This is a genomic window from Actinomyces sp. W5033, from assembly GCF_051303165.1.
This window is the reverse complement of sequence record NZ_JBPPGD010000013.1, coordinates 7,907-22,627: the sequence shown is the minus strand read 5'-3', so window position 1 is coordinate 22,627 and position 14,721 is coordinate 7,907. Positions and strand designations below refer to the sequence as shown.

Genomic DNA, 14,721 nt, shown 5'->3' with positions numbered 1-14,721 from the left:
GGGGGGCGACAGGGAGGTGTTATCCCCCCCACCCCCCGCCCCCCCCCCCCCCCACCCCCGTCTGCGCGCCAGGGCGTCAGCCCCGCAGCTCGCGCTGCTGCACGCGCGCCACGCGACGCGTGACGTCCAGGTTCTCCGTGACGATGCGCCGGAAGGCCGCCGGCGCCTGCTCGTGCGAGGCGAGCCAGCCCTCGAGCGCCCCCACCGGGTCACAGCCCTCCAGGCCCACCGTCGCCGGCGACCACAGGCTGTCGAGCAGGTTCTCGGCAATGTGGAAGGTGCGCGAGGACCAGATCTCGTCTGCCCGGGCCACGTACTCCTCGATGAAGGGCACCAGCAGCTGCGGCGCGCGATCGACGTCGGTGAAACCGCGCAGCGTCTTGACGAGCGTCTCGTTGGGCATCGTGGCGTCGCCGACGAGCGCGTCCCAGGCGGCCCTCTTCGCCTCAGGGGTGGGGACGGCGGCGCGGGCCTGTGCTGCCCGCTCGGTGCCCGTCGTCGTGCGGTCGCGCGCGGCCTCAGCCTCGATGTCCTCCTCCTGGGCCACACCCGCGGCGACGAGACCGATGAGCAGCTCCCAGCGCAGGTCCTGGTCCACGACCAGGCCCGCGAGCGGCGCGGAGCCGTCGAGCCAGCCGGCCACGGCCGCGGTCTGCCCGGGGGTGACGGCGTGCGCGGCGACGGCCCGCACGAGCTGGAGCTGGCTGTCCGAGCCGGCCTCGGCGGCGCGCGCCAGCGACAGCAGCGCGTCGGCCGTCCTGGGGGCCGCCTCCTGGCGGGTGGCCGGCGGCAGGTAGTAACCCAGGCAGGTGCCCACCTGGGACAGCAGCACCTGGAGCACCGAGGAGTGGCGCTCGACCTCCAGGGCCGCCAGGGCCGCCTCCAGGAACCGGGAGGCGGGCAGCTCACCGTCGCGCACCATGTCCCAGGCGGAGGCCAGGAGGATCGAGCGGGGCAGGGAGCCCTCGAAGGCCGCCACGTGCTGCAGGCCCGCGGCCAGTGAGGCCTCGTCCAGGCGGGCCTTGGCGTAGGTGAGGTCGTCGTCGTTGACCAGCAGGACGTTGGGACGCACGGTCCCCACCAGCCCGGGCACCTCGGTGCGCGCGCCGTCGATGTCGATCTCGGTGCGTGCGGTGCGCACCAGCCGGCCCTCGACAAGGCTGTAGGAGCCCAGGGCGAGGCGGTGCGGGCGCAGGGAGGCGGGCGAGCCCTCCGGGACCTCCTGGAGGACGGCCGCGGAGGTGATGACGCCCTCGGCGTCCGTCGTCAGCTCCGTGCGCAGGACGGTGACGCCGGCCTCCTGGAGCCACAGGCGGGTCCACTGGGCCAGGTCACGGCCGCTCGTGGCCTCGAGCTCGCGCAGCAGGTCCGCCAGGGTGGCGTTGGCGTAGGCGTGAGCGGCCAGGTAGGAGGCGATGCCCGCGAAGAAGCTGTCCCGGCCCACGTAGGCGACGAGCGCGGACAGCACCGAGGCGCCCTTGGCGTAGGTGATGCCGTCGAAGTTCACCTCGACGTCGTGCAGGTCCTTGATCTCGGCGGCCACGGGGTGGGTGGAGGACAGCTGGTCCTGGTTGTAGGCCCAGGTCTTCTCCGAGGCCTGGAAGGTGGTCCAGGCGTCGGAGAAGCGTGTGGCCTCGGCGACGGCGAGGGTGGAGGTGAACTCGGCGAAGGACTCGTTGAGCCACAGGTCGTTCCACCACGTCATCGTCACCATGTCGCCGAACCACATGTGTGCCAGCTCGTGCAGGATCGTCACGGCGCGGCGCTCGACGCGCGCCTCGACGGGGCGGGAGCGGAAGACGTAGTCGTCGCGGTGGGTGACGATCCCAGCGTTCTCCATCGCACCCGCGTTGAACTCGGGGACGAAGACCTGGTCGTACTTGGTGAAGGCGTAGGGGGTGTCGAACAGCTCCTCGTAGTAGGCGAAGCCCCTGCGCGTGAGGTCCAGGACCTCCTCGGCGTCGAGGAACTCACGCAGCGAGGCCCGGCAGTACACGCCCAGGGGAATGACACGCCCGTCGGCGGCCCGGTACTCGTCGGTGACTCCCTCGTAGGGGCCGGCGATGACCGCGGTGACGTAGGAGCTCATCCGCTCGGTGGGGGCGAAGGAGAAGACGCCGGCGGCCTCGCCGTCGGTGCCGGTGGTGGCGACGGGCTCAGGGGTGGGGGAGTTGGAGAAGACGGTCCAGCCGGCGGGGGCGGTGACCGTGAAGACGAAGGAGGCCTTGAGGTCGGGCTGCTCGAAGACGGCGAAGACGCGGCGCGAGTCCGGGACCTCGAACTGGCTGTAGAGGTAGGTGCGTCCGTCGGCCGGGTCCGTGAAGCGGTGCAGGCCCTCACCCGTGTGCATGTAGGCGCAGTCGGCGACGACGGTGAGCTCGTTGTCCGCAGCCAGGTTCTCCAGCGTGATGCGGCAGTCCGCGTAGACGCGGGCCGGGTCGAGCTCGGTGCCGTTGAGGACGATGGAGTGGACCGTGGGGGCGATGAGGTCGATGAAGGTGGTGGCGCCTGGGGTGGCGCTGAAGCGGACGGTCGTCGTCGAGCCGAAGACCTGGGCCCCGCGGGTGAGGTCGAGGTCGATCGTGTACGTGTTGACGCCGACGAGGCCCGCGCGCTCGGCGGCCTCCTCGCGGGTCAGGTTCTGACCTGGCATGCGTTCCTCCTGGGACGGTCTGCCGGCGGGCTCGTGGCCACTGCCGGCCTGCGCCGGGTCTCGGCGCGTGCAGGGGGTCATCGTCTCACCCGGCCGGTCGGCTGGGGGAATCGGGGCCGCCGTCGTAGGTCTCGTGGGTGGAGACAGCGGTGGCGGTTGCCGTCACGAGTGTGACGGCAACCGCCATGCGTCGGGCTCTCAGGGCTCGGGTGTTGTTGGTGTGTGAGGCCTGGTACGTGGCCGCCCGGGGTGGGGGGCCACGCAGGGGGTCAGCTGGTGGCGCGTCGGCGTGCGGCGAGGGCAGTGCCGCCCAGGACGGCGCCGCCGGCCAGCAGCAGGGGCAGGACGGTGATGCCGGTGGCGGCCAGGCGCGAGCCGGTGGCGGGCTTCCTCGTGGCGGTGCCGGTCGCCGTGGTCGTGGTGGTGGGCGCGTTGACGGTGATCGCCTGGCGCAGGCTGATCCCGCTGGTCTGGCCGGTGAGGACCAGGTGGTGGGCGCCGGGGTCGGTGCCTGCGGGGATGGTGACCTTGACGATGACCTTGCCGGAGGCGTCGGCTGTGGTGGTGGTCAGGTGCACGGGGGTGGAGTGCAGGTAGACGTCAACGCTCTCGCCAGGGGCGAAGCCGGTGGCCGTGACCGTGACCTCACCGCTGGCGGGCACCGAGGTCACGTCCGTCGAGATCGACGAGGAGGAGCCGGTCGGAACGACAGTGGGCACGGCGGTGGGAGTCGGCATCGGCGTCGGAGCAAGAGTCGAGGTCGGCTCGGCGGTCGGCACAGCGGTGGCACCGGTGACTCGCAGCGGGATTTTCACAACGGGGGCGTGAGCATCCTCGTGGCTGAGGGCACAGGACACCCTGACCGTGGTGGGAGCCTCTCCATACCAATCGACACTGTCGGTGGTCACAGACCAGCGGTCGTCTCCTCCCCGGTGTACCTCGGTCTCCCCGACGGGGGAACCCTCGACGTCGTTGTCCGTCAAGAGGCTGACAGTGACGACGCCGGTGCTGTCAGCCTCGTTGGGCTTGCACCCGGTGCCGGTGAGGGTGAAGCTCTCCCCGGCCTGGGAGACGGTGACGGAGGTCTGGTCAACGGTGAAGGGGATGTTGTCGTCGGCGAGCGCGGGTGAGGCGATGCCGGCGAGCGCCAGCGTCGCCACGCCGACGAGCGCGGCAAGGGGGCGGAAACGGGACATGCGAACGGGACCTCCGAGGAAGCTGGGAACATCGTTGTCAAGACACAATACAACTGTTCTCAAGGAGGCACGAGCGAGGGGACAACCGCTCGCTCGTGCCTCCCCCCGGAGGGCGCGGACATCACGCCCCCGCCCGGGGCCTCACCAGATGGTCACACGCTCCTCGGGAGCCAGCCACAGGGCGTCGCCCTCGGCGAGGCCGAAGGCCTCGTGGAAGGCGTCCATGTTGCGCACGATCCCGTTGCAGCGGAACTCGTTGGGCGAGTGCGGGTCCACCGTCAGCAGCAGCTCGCTGCGCTCCACCCGGTTCTTGCCCCGCCAGATGCGTGCCCACGAGTAGAAGAAGCGCTCCAGGGCGCTCAGGCCGTCGATGACCGGCGCCTCGGCGAAGGAGGCCACCCCGGCCCGCTCCAGGGCCAGGCCATAGGCCTTGAGCGCGATCCCCAGCCCGCCCAGGTCACCGATGTTCTCCCCGATGGTCAGCGAGCCGTTGACATGAGGGACGTCCTCGGGCGCGGTGCCCTCCGCCGCGGCGCGCTCGGCCAGCTCGGCGGGCACGTAGGCGTCGTACTGGGCGATGAGCGCGCTCGTGCGCTCGGTGAAGGCCGCACGGTCCTCCTCGGTCCACCAGTCCGTCACCCTGCCCGTGCCGTCGAAGGTGGAGCCCTGGTCATCGAAGCCGTGGCCGATCTCGTGCCCGATGACCGCGCCGATGCCCGCGTAGTTGACGGCCTCGTCCGCCTGCGGGTCGAAGAAGGGCGGCTGGAGGATCGCGGCCGGGAAGACGATCTCGTTCATCGTCGGGTTGTAGTAGGCGTTGACCGTCTGAGGCGTCATGTGCCACTCGTCTCGGTCCACAGGGCCGCAGAGCTTGCGCAGCGCACGCGCCAGGTCGAAGGCCTCCACCGAGCGCACGCTGGACATGAGGTCCCCCGGGGTGACGACGACGTCGGAGTAGTCGCGCCAGCGCACCGGGTAGCCGATCTTCGGGGTGAACAGCGCCAGCTTGTCCAGCGCCCGCCGACGGGTCCGCTCGCCCATCCAGGTCAGCTCGCTGATGGAGCGGCGGTAGGCCTCGATGAGGTCCGCGACCAGGGCCTCCATCGCCTCCTTGTGGGAGGGCGGGAAGTGCCGCTCGACGTAGACCTCGCCCAGGGCCTCGCCCAGGCAGGCCTCGACCAGGCCCACGCCACGCTTCCACCGCGGGCGCAGCTCGTCCACGCCCTGAAGGCGGCGGGAGTAGAAGGAGAAGGTCTCCTCCACGAAGCTGCTCGACAGCAGCGAGCTGCGCCCGTGGACGGTGTGCCACACGGCCCAGGCACGCAGGTCCTCCAGGGACGTCGAGTGCCACACCCCGGCCACATGGGGCAGGTAGTCGGGCTGCTCGACGATGACCTCCTGAAGGAAAGTGCCCAGCGGGGCTCCCGCGGCCGCGGCGGCGTCGGCAATGCCCGCGCGCCAGGCCTCCCAGGGGAAGCCGGGGGCGGAGGCCACCAGCTCCTCCCAGCGGCGCGGGTTGTTGATCCGCTCGATGTCACGGCAGACCACGCGGTCCCAGTGGCCGCGGGCCAGTGCCGTCTCCAGGGCCATGACGCGTCCGGCGAGCTCCGCGGCCGGCACCCCCAGGATCCCGGGGGCGCCGGCCAGCTCGAGCACCCGGGCCACGTGGGCCACGTAGTGCGTGCGCACGCCCGCATGGGCCTCCTCGCGGTAGTAGGACTCGTCCGGCAGGGCCAGACCCGACTGACTGAGGAAGGTGGTGTAGCGCCCGGGGTCGTTGAGGTCGTTCTCGACGTAGGCGACCACGGGGCCCGCGAAACCGGCGGCCGAGCCCGCGCCCACGGCGCGGGCCAGCGCCTCCTTGTCCTGCGCCGCCAGCAGCGGGGCCAGCTCGGCCTCCAGCGGGGCGGCCCCCAGCGCCTCGATGCGCTCCTCGTCCATGAAGGCCGCGTACAGGGCGGCGACCTTGCCGGCCGGCGTCGTCGGTGGCTCGGCGGATCCGTCTGGACCGACCTGGCCGGCCAGGTCCGTGAGGATCGCGTGGCAGGCCTCCTCCGCGGCGTCGCGCAGCAGGGTGAAGGAGCCCGTGCCGGGCTTGTCCGCGGGGATGGTGGTGTGCCTCAGCCAGGTGCCGTTGACGTGGCGGAAGAGGTCGTCCTGTACGCGGACGGCGCGGTCAACGGCGGCGGTCTCGAGGACGCCGGCGAGCACGTCGCGGTCCTCGCCTGTCACGGGGGTCTTCGTCATGGGGCCACGGTAGTGCCTGGGTCTGACGCGTCCGGGCGCCTGGAGGGCCCGGACGGCCCCCCAGCACGACGTGTTCGCGTGAGGCACAATCCCACCTATGCGCATCCACATCGCCTCAGACCACGCCGGCTTCGAGCTCAAGACCGCTCTTGTCACCCACCTGGGCGAGCAGGGTCACGAGGTCATCGACCATGGTGCCCACACCTATGACCCGCTCGACGACTACCCCGCCGTCTGCATCGAGGCCGCTGAGGCCGTCGTCGCGGATCCGGGCAGCCTCGGCGTCGTCATCGGCGGCTCGGGCAACGGCGAGCAGATCGCCGCCAACTGCGTGGATGGCGTGCGCGCGGCGCTGGCGTGGAGCGAGGACACGGCACGCCTGGCCCGCCAGCACAACGACGCCAACGTCATCGCCGTCGGCGGCCGCATGCACAGCATCCCGCAGGCCCTGCGCCTCGTGGACCTCTACATCGCCGAGCCCTTCAGCGGTGACGAGCGCCACCAGCGCCGCATCGACCAGCTGGCCGAGTACGAGAGGCGCGCCCACCAGGGCGCCTGAGCGCCCGGCGAGACGGGCCCGTCCGGGCACGGCGGCGGCAGGGCGGGGACGCCGTCGGACCACGGGACCTGGGGCCCAGCGGCTCGGGTACGGTCCTCGCATGCCCGAAGGCCACACCATCCACCGGCTCAGTGCCGCCCTCAGCGAGCTCTACGGCGGCCACCGCCTGGCCGTCACCTCACCCCAGGGGCGCTTCGCCGCCGGGGCCGAGCGCCTCGACGGCCAGGTGCTCCTGGGGGCACAGGCTCACGGCAAGCACCTCTTCCTCCCCTTCGCCCCCGAGACGGACGTGCCCGCCGACGACGCCGCGGTCACCTGGCTGCGCGTCCACCTGGGCCTGTACGGCTCGTGGACCTTCGACGGCGACTCCTCCTTCACCGCCCCGCACGCCATCGGCGCCCCACGCAGACGCGTCGGCGAGCGCGGTGAGCACGCCCTGGCGCGCAGCGGCGGCCCCGCCCTGACGGACAGCGGTGACGCCGACGCCCTGGCGGTCCCCGCCCCGGGCACGTGGCGGGCACCTGAGCCGCGCGGGGCGGTGCGTCTGCGGCTGCTGGGCGAGCACGGCGTCGCCGACCTCACCGGCCCCGCCGCCTGCGAGCTGCTCGACGCCGAGGGCGTTGCGGCCGTGCGCCGCCGCCTGGGCCCCGACCCCCTGCGCCCCGACGGCGACCGCGAGCTCTTCGTGGCCAACGTCCGCCGGCGCCGCAAGGCCGTGGGCGAGCTGCTCATGGACCAGTCGGTCATCTCCGGCATCGGCAACATCTACCGGGCTGAGGCCCTGCTGCGCGGCGGCCTCAGCCCCTTCCGCCAGGGCCAGCACGTGAGCGTGGCGCGGCTGCGCGCCCTGTGGGACGACCTCGTGCCTCTGATGGAGCACGGCGTCGCCACGGGGCATATCACGACCGTCGAGCCCGGCGACGTCCCCGTCCCCCTGCCCGAGGGTGATGAGGAGGCCGGCCGCTGGTACGTCTACCACCGGGCGCAGCGTCCCTGCCTGCGCTGCGGCACGCCGGTGAGGCACAAGGACGTGGCCGGGCGGCGCCTGTTCTGGTGCCCCTCCTGCCAGGCGCACTGACCAGCCGGGCCTGGTCACCGGGCGCGCTGGGTCGCGGTCCCTCTCGCGCCGGTGCCGGTGGGTAGCGTGGCGCCATGACACCGACCCCGACGGACTCGTCGTCCTGCCCGCGCCTGGCCTCCAGCCCCTGGTCCACCGCCACCGCCGGGCTCCTGACGCGCGAGCACCACCTCACCGTCCCGCTGGACCGCTCCGGAGCCGGCGACACGTGGCCCGACGGCAGCACCACCCTCACCGTCTACGCGCGCGAGGTCACCCGCGCCGGTCACGGGGTGACGGCCCCGGACCCTCTGGCCCGCCCGGCCCTGGTCTTCCTCCAGGGAGGCCCCGGCTGCGAGTCCCCACGCCCCAGCGCCGATGCCGGCCTCGGCTGGCTCGGTGCCGTCCTCGAGCACTACCGCGTCATCCTGCTCGACCAGCGCGGCACCGGTCGCTCCACGCCGATCGACCACCCCGGTGCCGGGGGCGACGACGCGGGCACCGCCCGGCTGCTCACCCACATGCGTGCCGACGAGATCGTCGAGGACTGCGAGGACCTGCGCCGCGCACTGGGCATCGAGCGCTGGAGCCTGCTGGGGCAGTCCTTCGGCGGCTTCTGCTGCGTGCGCTACCTCAGCGCCCACGCCGACAGCCTCGAGCGCGTCCACGTCACCGGTGGCCTGCCCGCCGTCGGCCGCCCCATCGACGAGGTCTACACCCTGACCTACGAGGCGATGCGCCTCAGGAGCGAGGAGTACTACGCCCGCTACCCCGGCGACCGCGACCGGGTGGCCGCCCTGGTCGAGGCGTCGGCCCGCGGCGAGCTGCGGGACCCCCACGGCGTGAGCGTGGGGCCGCAGCGGGTGCGCTCGCTCGGCTCCCTGCTGGGTGCCAGCGGTGGCATGGACGCGCTGCACCACCTGCTTGAGCGAGACCCCGGCTCCTGGGCCCTGCGCTGCGACCTCGTGGACTCACTCGCCTTCACGCCCCGCAACCCGCTGTACGCCGTCATCCACGAGTCCTGCTGGGCCGACGGCGGCAGCACCGCCTGGGCGGCCGAGCGCGTGCGCCCCGCCGCCTTCGACGCGGACCCCACCCTGCTCACGGGCGAGCACATCACCCCCCGCATGATCGAGGACGACCCTCTCCTGCGCCCCTGGCTGGCAGTGGCCGAGGCCCTGGCTGACACCGTGTGGCCGCGCCTGTACGACGAGCAGGCCCTTGGGGCGGCGGCCGGGGTCAGCGGTGCCGCGGCCGTCTACGCCCGCGACGTCTACGTCCCGCTGGAGACCTCCCTGGCGACCGCGGCCCTCGTCCCGGGCCTGCGCACGTGGGTGACGAGCGAGTACGAGCACAACGGCTCGCGCGCCAGCGGGGGAGAGGTCTTCCGCCGCCTTGTTGCGCTCGCCGGGGGCACCGTCCTGCGCTGAGCGGGCTCGCCGCCGGGCGCGGGCGGGCCCGTGGGCAGCGGGCTCAGATGTAGATCGTCGGGTCCATCATGAGATCGGGGTCCGTGCGCGGGTCACGCACCCGGGCAGGCACCCCCACACCCACGTGCTCGGCCGGCAGGTTCTTGACCAGGACCGCGTTCGCACCGATCTTCGCGTTGTCCTCGACGGTCACCGGGCCGAGGACCTTCGCCCCCGCCCCGATCTGCACGCCGTTGCCGATGGTGGGGTGGCGCTTGCCCGGACGGGTGGACACCCCGCCCAGCGTCACCCCGTGGTAGATGACGACGTCGTCGCCGACCTCCGCGGTCTCGCCGATGACGACGCCCATACCGTGGTCGATGAACAGGCGCCGCCCGAGCACCGCGGCCGGGTGGATCTCGATCCCGGTGAGGTTACGGGCCGTCTGCGAGACGGCGCGGGCCGTGAACTTGTGCCCGCGCGCCCACAGGCGGTGGGCCAGACGGTAGGCCCACACCGCATGGACCCCGGGGTACAGCAGGGCGACCTCGGTGCTGGTACGGGCGGCCGGGTCCTGCCTGCGCGCGGTGGCGAGGTCCTCCTTGGCGAGGTCGAGGAAGCCCGGGCGCTGCGCCCTGGCACGCTCCGAGGGGGCCTCGGCCTGGGGGATGGCGTTCATGCTGCTCCTGGGGGTGGTGCTGTGCGGGGCCAACACCGGTGGCGGCCTGCCTGTTCCCGGCCGGGCCGCCACCGGCGGGCTCAGTTGAGGTACTCGCTGTACAGAGGGGTGGACAGGTAACGCTCACCCGTGTCCGGCAGGACGGTGACGATCGTCTTGCCGGCGAGCTCGGGACGCTGCGAGAGCAGGTCGGCGGCCGCCAGGGCCGCACCCGAGGAGATGCCAACCAGCAGCCCCTCCTCGCGTGCGGCACGACGGGCGTAGCGCAGGGCGTCGTCGGAGCTGATGTGCAGCAGCTCGTCCCAGACCCCCTGGTCGAGGACCTCGGGGACGATGTTGGGCCCGATGCCCTGGATCTTGTGGGGGGCCGCGCTGCCCTCGCTCAGCAGCGGGGACTCGGCGGGCTCGACGCCGTAGACCCGTACGCCCGGGACCTTCTCTCGCAGGACGCTGCCCACGCCGGTGAGCGTGCCGCCCGTGCCGATGCCGGCCACGAAGGCGTCCAGCTGCCCGGCCTGCTCCAGGATCTCCAGGGCGGTGGTCTCGCGGTGGGCCCTCGGGTTGGCGGGGTTGGTGAACTGGGAGGCCAGGACCGAGTTGGGGGTGGCGGCCTGGATCTCCTCGGCGCGCGTGACGGCCCCGGCGACTCCGCCCTCGCTGGTGAGCACCAGCTCGGCGCCGTAGGCGCGCATGAGGGCGCGGCGCTCCTTGGACATGGTCTCGGGCATCGTGATGATGACCTTGTAGCCCAGGGCGGCGCCGACCATCGCCAGGCCGACGCCGGTGTTGCCGCTGGTGGCCTCGACGATGGTGCCGCCGGGCCTGAGGGCGCCCGAGGCCTCGGCGTCGCGGACGATGGACAGGGCGACGCGGTCCTTGACGCTGCCGGCGGGCTCGAAGGCCTCGACCTTGGCCAGGACGGTGGCGGGCCCGGAGACCAGACGGTTGATACGCACGAGCGGGGTGGCGCCGACGGCCTCGGTGATGGTGGACAGGTAAGCCATGTGCTTCTCCTCAGACGTGGTCCGGCGGGTGCCGGAGGGGTGCCGGGGCGCCGGGGCTCCCGACGGCGGGTGCCACCGTCGCGGTGTGCCGTGGGCACGGTGGCGGGGTGCGGGGCGGCTCATGGGAGCCCGAGCGCCGGGCATGCGCGCAGCGACGCGCGCACGGTGTCGAGGCCTGGCGCCCTACCGACACTGGCAGCAGGAGGGGGACAACTCACGCATGAGGCTGGCAGCCCTCATGGGGGTCCTCCCTTCCGTGCTTGTGGCGGGCCCGGCCGCCGTCTGGGCGGGCCGCCCGGTGTTGTGGGGACCATAGACCGCCTGCCGGGGCGGGCGTCAAGGGGACCGCATGCTGGTCCGTCATGACCTACTCGCAGAAGCCTCCAATGGGTGCAGGAGTTCTCACAGTGGCTGGGGTCCGGGGGCGGGAAGAAAGAGGGATGACGTCGCTGTCGGGATCGTCGACGTCTCACCTTCCCCGTGCGACCGGTCGGAACGAGGTCATCCCGAGCACCGGAGCTGGGCCCGGCGTCCCACCGTACGTCAGCGGTACCGCCGGTGGGGTGCTCCAGTCCCGTGACCGAAGACGCAGGTGGCTTGCGAGCGAGGCGATTTCGGAAATTTCTTCCCGTATCGACCTTCTGTAGAGTACATTGGCTCCTATGCTGCTCGACTTCACCGTGGAGAACTACCGCTGCTTCGCCGAGGAGGCCACGCTTGACCTCACCCGCGAGTCACTGCGGACGCTGACGCCGCGTTCGGGTAGCACGTGGCAGGAGCAGACCTGGCGGGTGGCCGCGGTCTTCGGCGCCAACGCCTCGGGCAAGTCCACGCTCCTGGACGCCCTCGACTGCCTGCACCACGCCGTCGGCGGCCAGCGCGACATCCTTCACCAGCCCTTCGCCCTCGACGACGAGCACCGCACCCGGCCCTCGCGCTTCGCCATCTCCTTCACGCACGGGAGCGAGCGCTACAGCTACAGCGTCGAAGCCCACCGGTGGGGCATCGCGCGCGAGGAGCTGTGGGCGGCCGGCCCTCGCTGGCGCAAGGTCTTCGTCCGCACCCAGGCCGAGGGCGAGGACACTCCCGTCATCGAGGCCGGCGCCTCGCTTCGGGGCGCGACCCACGAGGTCAGCCGGATCACGACGATCAAGGACCTCTTCCTCGCTGTCGCCCTGAGGTACAAGCACGCGACGCTGGCGCCCGTCGCGCGCAGCCTGCGCACCATGCGTTTCATCCACCACAGCGATGAGGAGCGTTTCGCCCGGCTGAGGTGGGTAATGGGTCGCCTGGCGGAGAGCCCGGAGGAGTGGAAGGAGCTCTGCGACACCATAGTGCAAGCTGCTGACGTCGGTATCGCTGGTGTCACGCTTGAGGAGCAGGAGGTCCCCAGGGAGGTCCTCGATCTGCTTCGACGCCTGCCCTGGAATGAGGACGAGGACACCGAGATCCCCGAGCCCGTCCTCCAAGAGCTTCAGCGCAACCTGGTCTTCCATCACCTTGGTGCCGACGGCCAGCGCCATCAGCTGCGGATCGGTCAGGAGAGCCAGGGCACGCAGACATGGTTGGCGACAGTCGGACCCGCCGTCGACGCCCTGCGTCTTGGTCAGGTCCTGTGCATTGACGAGCTCGACGCGAGCCTGCATCCGACTCTTACCGCCGCCTTGGTGGAGCTCTTCAAGGACACGGATCTCAACACGCATGGCGCCCAGATCGTGCTCACGACGCACGACACCTCCTTGCTCGACAACTCTCCCTCCCAGCTCCTCGCCAGCGGTGAGGTCTGGCTGTGTGAGAAGAACGACGACGGCGCCAGCGACCTGCTTGCGTTGTCTGCTTTCGCCTCGACCCGGAAGGGCACCAACAAGCAACGCCGCTACCTCGCCGGTACCTTCGGCGCCATCCCGCGGGTGGACACCTCGGGTATCCGCCGCTTCATCGACTCGATGACGGACGGCCGCTGAGATGGCGCCTCGTGGACGTCAAGGGCGCCAGCATCGAGATGAGCGACGCGCGGTCCTCCTGCTCACGAACGGTAGGAACACCGAGCGCAGCTACTTGGACGGTCTCAAACGTCGCGCCGACCGCACGAGGTACTCCATCACAGTGAAGTTCATTGACGGGGATCCCCTGACGGTGCTCAAGGAGCTGAGCGGGCCGCGCTGGGACCTGAACGCGTTCGACGAGGTGTGGATCGTCGTCGACCACGATGGTCAGGACCGTTCTGAGTTCCTCACACGCTGCCGAAAGCTATCGACGAGGCACACGGCGGTCCACGGTGTTGTCTCCGTTCCCTGCTTCGAGGTCTGGCTCATCGCTCACTACGCCGCCGTCGGCAGCTATCCCAGCCAGAAGGAGGCTCAGCGGCACTACCGCGATCTGACCGGCCTGAGTCGGAAGGAGGAGAAGTCCCTTCCCCCCGGCTTCCCCTGGGACCAGGTGGAGCGTGCCGCCACCCGCTGCCGCCTGCCCAACGTTGACGAGCCCGCCCTCGACACGCAGGGTCCGTGCCCGTCGACGACCATGCCTCATCTTCTTCGGAGCGTTGGTCTGCTTTCGTCGTCATGACCCGGGGCGCCCGGTGACGGCCCCCGGGCGGGAGGCGTCACCGGGGCTCAGCAGGGCAGCTCGACGACCCGGCTGCCCGCCGCCTGGGGCAGGGCCGTGCCCTGGCTGAGGGCGGCGAGCAGCTCGGAGAGCGCGGCGGCCTCCGCCGAGGCGGTCGACAGCATGAGGACGGCGTGGGTGGGGCCCCAGATCGTCTCCTCCACGTCGGGCGAGTCGTCAGGGGCGCCCGCCAGCGCGCGCAGCTCCGCCTCCAGCCGGCCCGCCTCGGCGACGGGCACCCGCACGTCCCACAGGTGGCGGGTGACGAGGCGGGCGCGGCGGGCGGATTCGAGCGCCTGCGCCGCGGCCTGGGAGTAGGCCCGCACGAGGCCGCCCGTGCCCAGGAGCGTGCCGCCGAAGTACCGGGTGACGACTACGCTGACACCGACCAGGCCCGTGCCGCGCAGGACCTCGAGGATCGGCTGGCCCGCCGAGCCGGAGGGCTCGCCGTCGTCGTTGGAGCGCTCGACGGGCAGCGCCCCGGGGACGGCGACGACGAAGGCCGAGCAGTGGTGGCGTGCGGTGGGGTGCTCACCGCGGACCTCGGTGACGAAGGCGCGCGCCTCGGCCTCGGTGTCCGTGCGTGCGGCCCGGGCCAGGAAGCGCGAGCGCTTGACCTCGAGCTCGGTCTCCGGCTGGCGCCCGCGGGCCAGGGTGAGGACGGCGGTGGGGTCCGGGGTGGGTGGCATGGTGGCATCGTCGCAGACCGGCCCGGGCCGTGGGGCGCTCCGACCGGGCGGAACGCGCGTGGCGAGGGAGCGATCTCACACGGCGTCGGCGGTCGTGGAGTGGAACCGGGTTGCTCGGAGTCGTTATGGTGTCCCTCGGTCCAGTTTTCGTTGGATCGCACGATCCCCAGACTTTGAGAGGAGCGGGCTCATGGCAGTGCCGAAGCGGAAGATGTCCCGCAGCAACACCCGTAACCGCCGTTCGCAGTGGAAGGCCGAGCTCACCGAGCTCAACACCATCCGCGTCGCCGGTCGTGAGATCACCGTGCCCCGCCGCCTGGCGAAGGCCTACAAGACCGGTCTCATCGAGCACTGAGACGCACGGGGTGCTCAGACCCGGGTGGGCCGACGCCTCCGCGTGAGGTAAGGTCCTTCCCCTCGCGGGTGTAGCTCAATGGTAGAGCCTCTGCCTTCCAAGCAGATTGCGCGGGTTCGATTCCCGTCACCCGCTCCACGTCCCCACCACGGGGCCGATCCCGCACCGCCGGGGTCGGCCCCGTGGTGCGTTGTCGGGCCTGGGGGGGGGGGGGGCCGGCCAGAAAAGGCAAACCCCACCCCACACCCCCCCACCCCTTTTGCGGC

At 71.9% G+C, this 14,721-nt stretch carries 12 protein-coding genes and 1 tRNA gene; 7 read left to right on the top strand and 6 right to left on the bottom strand.

Features of this window, described 5'->3' with window-relative positions; genetic code table 11:
• Positions 1-76: 76 nt before the first annotated feature.
• The 3 genes from pepN to ACSJJR_RS09320 all read right to left on the bottom strand — a co-directional run bounded on the left by pepN (position 77) and on the right by ACSJJR_RS09320 (position 6,096).
• On the bottom strand, positions 77-2,653 hold the full coding sequence (gene pepN / locus ACSJJR_RS09330) for an aminopeptidase N (protein WP_435943145.1): 2,577 nt from the start codon (positions 2,651-2,653) through the stop codon (positions 77-79).
• A 269-nt stretch (positions 2,654-2,922) separates the two neighbouring features.
• On the bottom strand, positions 2,923-3,849 hold the full coding sequence (locus ACSJJR_RS09325; RefSeq protein WP_435943144.1) for a hypothetical protein: 927 nt from the start codon (positions 3,847-3,849) through the stop codon (positions 2,923-2,925).
• A gap of 141 nt (positions 3,850-3,990) precedes the next feature.
• Positions 3,991-6,096, bottom strand: coding sequence for a M13 family metallopeptidase (locus ACSJJR_RS09320; protein ID WP_435943143.1), 2,106 nt, complete (start codon positions 6,094-6,096; stop codon positions 3,991-3,993).
• Positions 6,097-6,193: 97 nt separating this feature from the next.
• Here ACSJJR_RS09320 and ACSJJR_RS09315 point away from each other — a divergent pair, with 97 nt between their 5' ends.
• From ACSJJR_RS09315 to ACSJJR_RS09305, 3 genes are all read left to right on the top strand, one after another.
• Positions 6,194-6,655 (top strand): ribose-5-phosphate isomerase, encoded by a 462-nt coding sequence (locus tag ACSJJR_RS09315; protein ID WP_435943142.1) that lies wholly within the window; start codon positions 6,194-6,196, stop codon positions 6,653-6,655.
• Between the two features lie 100 nt (positions 6,656-6,755).
• Positions 6,756-7,733 (top strand): Fpg/Nei family DNA glycosylase, encoded by a 978-nt coding sequence (locus ACSJJR_RS09310; RefSeq protein WP_435943141.1) that lies wholly within the window; start codon positions 6,756-6,758, stop codon positions 7,731-7,733.
• A 74-nt stretch (positions 7,734-7,807) separates the two neighbouring features.
• Positions 7,808-9,142, top strand: coding sequence for an alpha/beta fold hydrolase (locus tag ACSJJR_RS09305; RefSeq protein WP_435943140.1), 1,335 nt, complete (start codon positions 7,808-7,810; stop codon positions 9,140-9,142).
• Between the two features lie 43 nt (positions 9,143-9,185).
• Here ACSJJR_RS09305 and cysE read toward each other — a convergent pair whose 3' ends face one another.
• Together cysE and cysK are read right to left on the bottom strand one after the other, a co-directional pair.
• A complete protein-coding gene (gene cysE, locus ACSJJR_RS09300; RefSeq protein ID WP_435943139.1) occupies positions 9,186-9,800 on the bottom strand; it encodes a serine O-acetyltransferase in 615 nt (204 codons plus the stop codon).
• Positions 9,801-9,880: 80 nt separating this feature from the next.
• The gene (cysK, locus tag ACSJJR_RS09295; RefSeq protein WP_435943138.1) at positions 9,881-10,804 is read right to left on the bottom strand and encodes a cysteine synthase A; all 924 of its coding nucleotides are present in this window, start codon (positions 10,802-10,804) and stop codon (positions 9,881-9,883) included.
• 662 nt (positions 10,805-11,466) lie between these two features.
• Between cysK and ACSJJR_RS09290 the strand changes: the two genes are divergently transcribed.
• The gene (locus tag ACSJJR_RS09290; protein ID WP_435943137.1) at positions 11,467-12,768 is read left to right on the top strand and encodes an AAA family ATPase; all 1,302 of its coding nucleotides are present in this window, start codon (positions 11,467-11,469) and stop codon (positions 12,766-12,768) included.
• Position 12,769: 1 nt separating this feature from the next.
• Positions 12,770-13,372, top strand: a complete 603-nt coding sequence (locus ACSJJR_RS09285) for an RloB family protein (protein WP_435943136.1) — start codon at positions 12,770-12,772, stop codon at positions 13,370-13,372.
• Between the two features lie 47 nt (positions 13,373-13,419).
• Here the strand turns inward: ACSJJR_RS09285 and ACSJJR_RS09280 are convergent, their stop codons facing one another.
• Complete coding sequence (locus ACSJJR_RS09280; RefSeq protein ID WP_435943135.1) at positions 13,420-14,100, bottom strand: IMPACT family protein; 681 nt, start codon at positions 14,098-14,100, stop codon at positions 13,420-13,422.
• 190 nt (positions 14,101-14,290) lie between these two features.
• Between ACSJJR_RS09280 and rpmF the strand changes: the two genes are divergently transcribed.
• Together rpmF and ACSJJR_RS09270 are read left to right on the top strand one after the other, a co-directional pair.
• A complete protein-coding gene (gene rpmF / locus ACSJJR_RS09275; RefSeq protein ID WP_067942450.1) occupies positions 14,291-14,455 on the top strand; it encodes a 50S ribosomal protein L32 in 165 nt (54 codons plus the stop codon).
• A 64-nt stretch (positions 14,456-14,519) separates the two neighbouring features.
• Positions 14,520-14,593, top strand: a tRNA-Gly gene (locus ACSJJR_RS09270).
• The last annotated feature ends 128 nt before the right edge of the window (positions 14,594-14,721 follow it).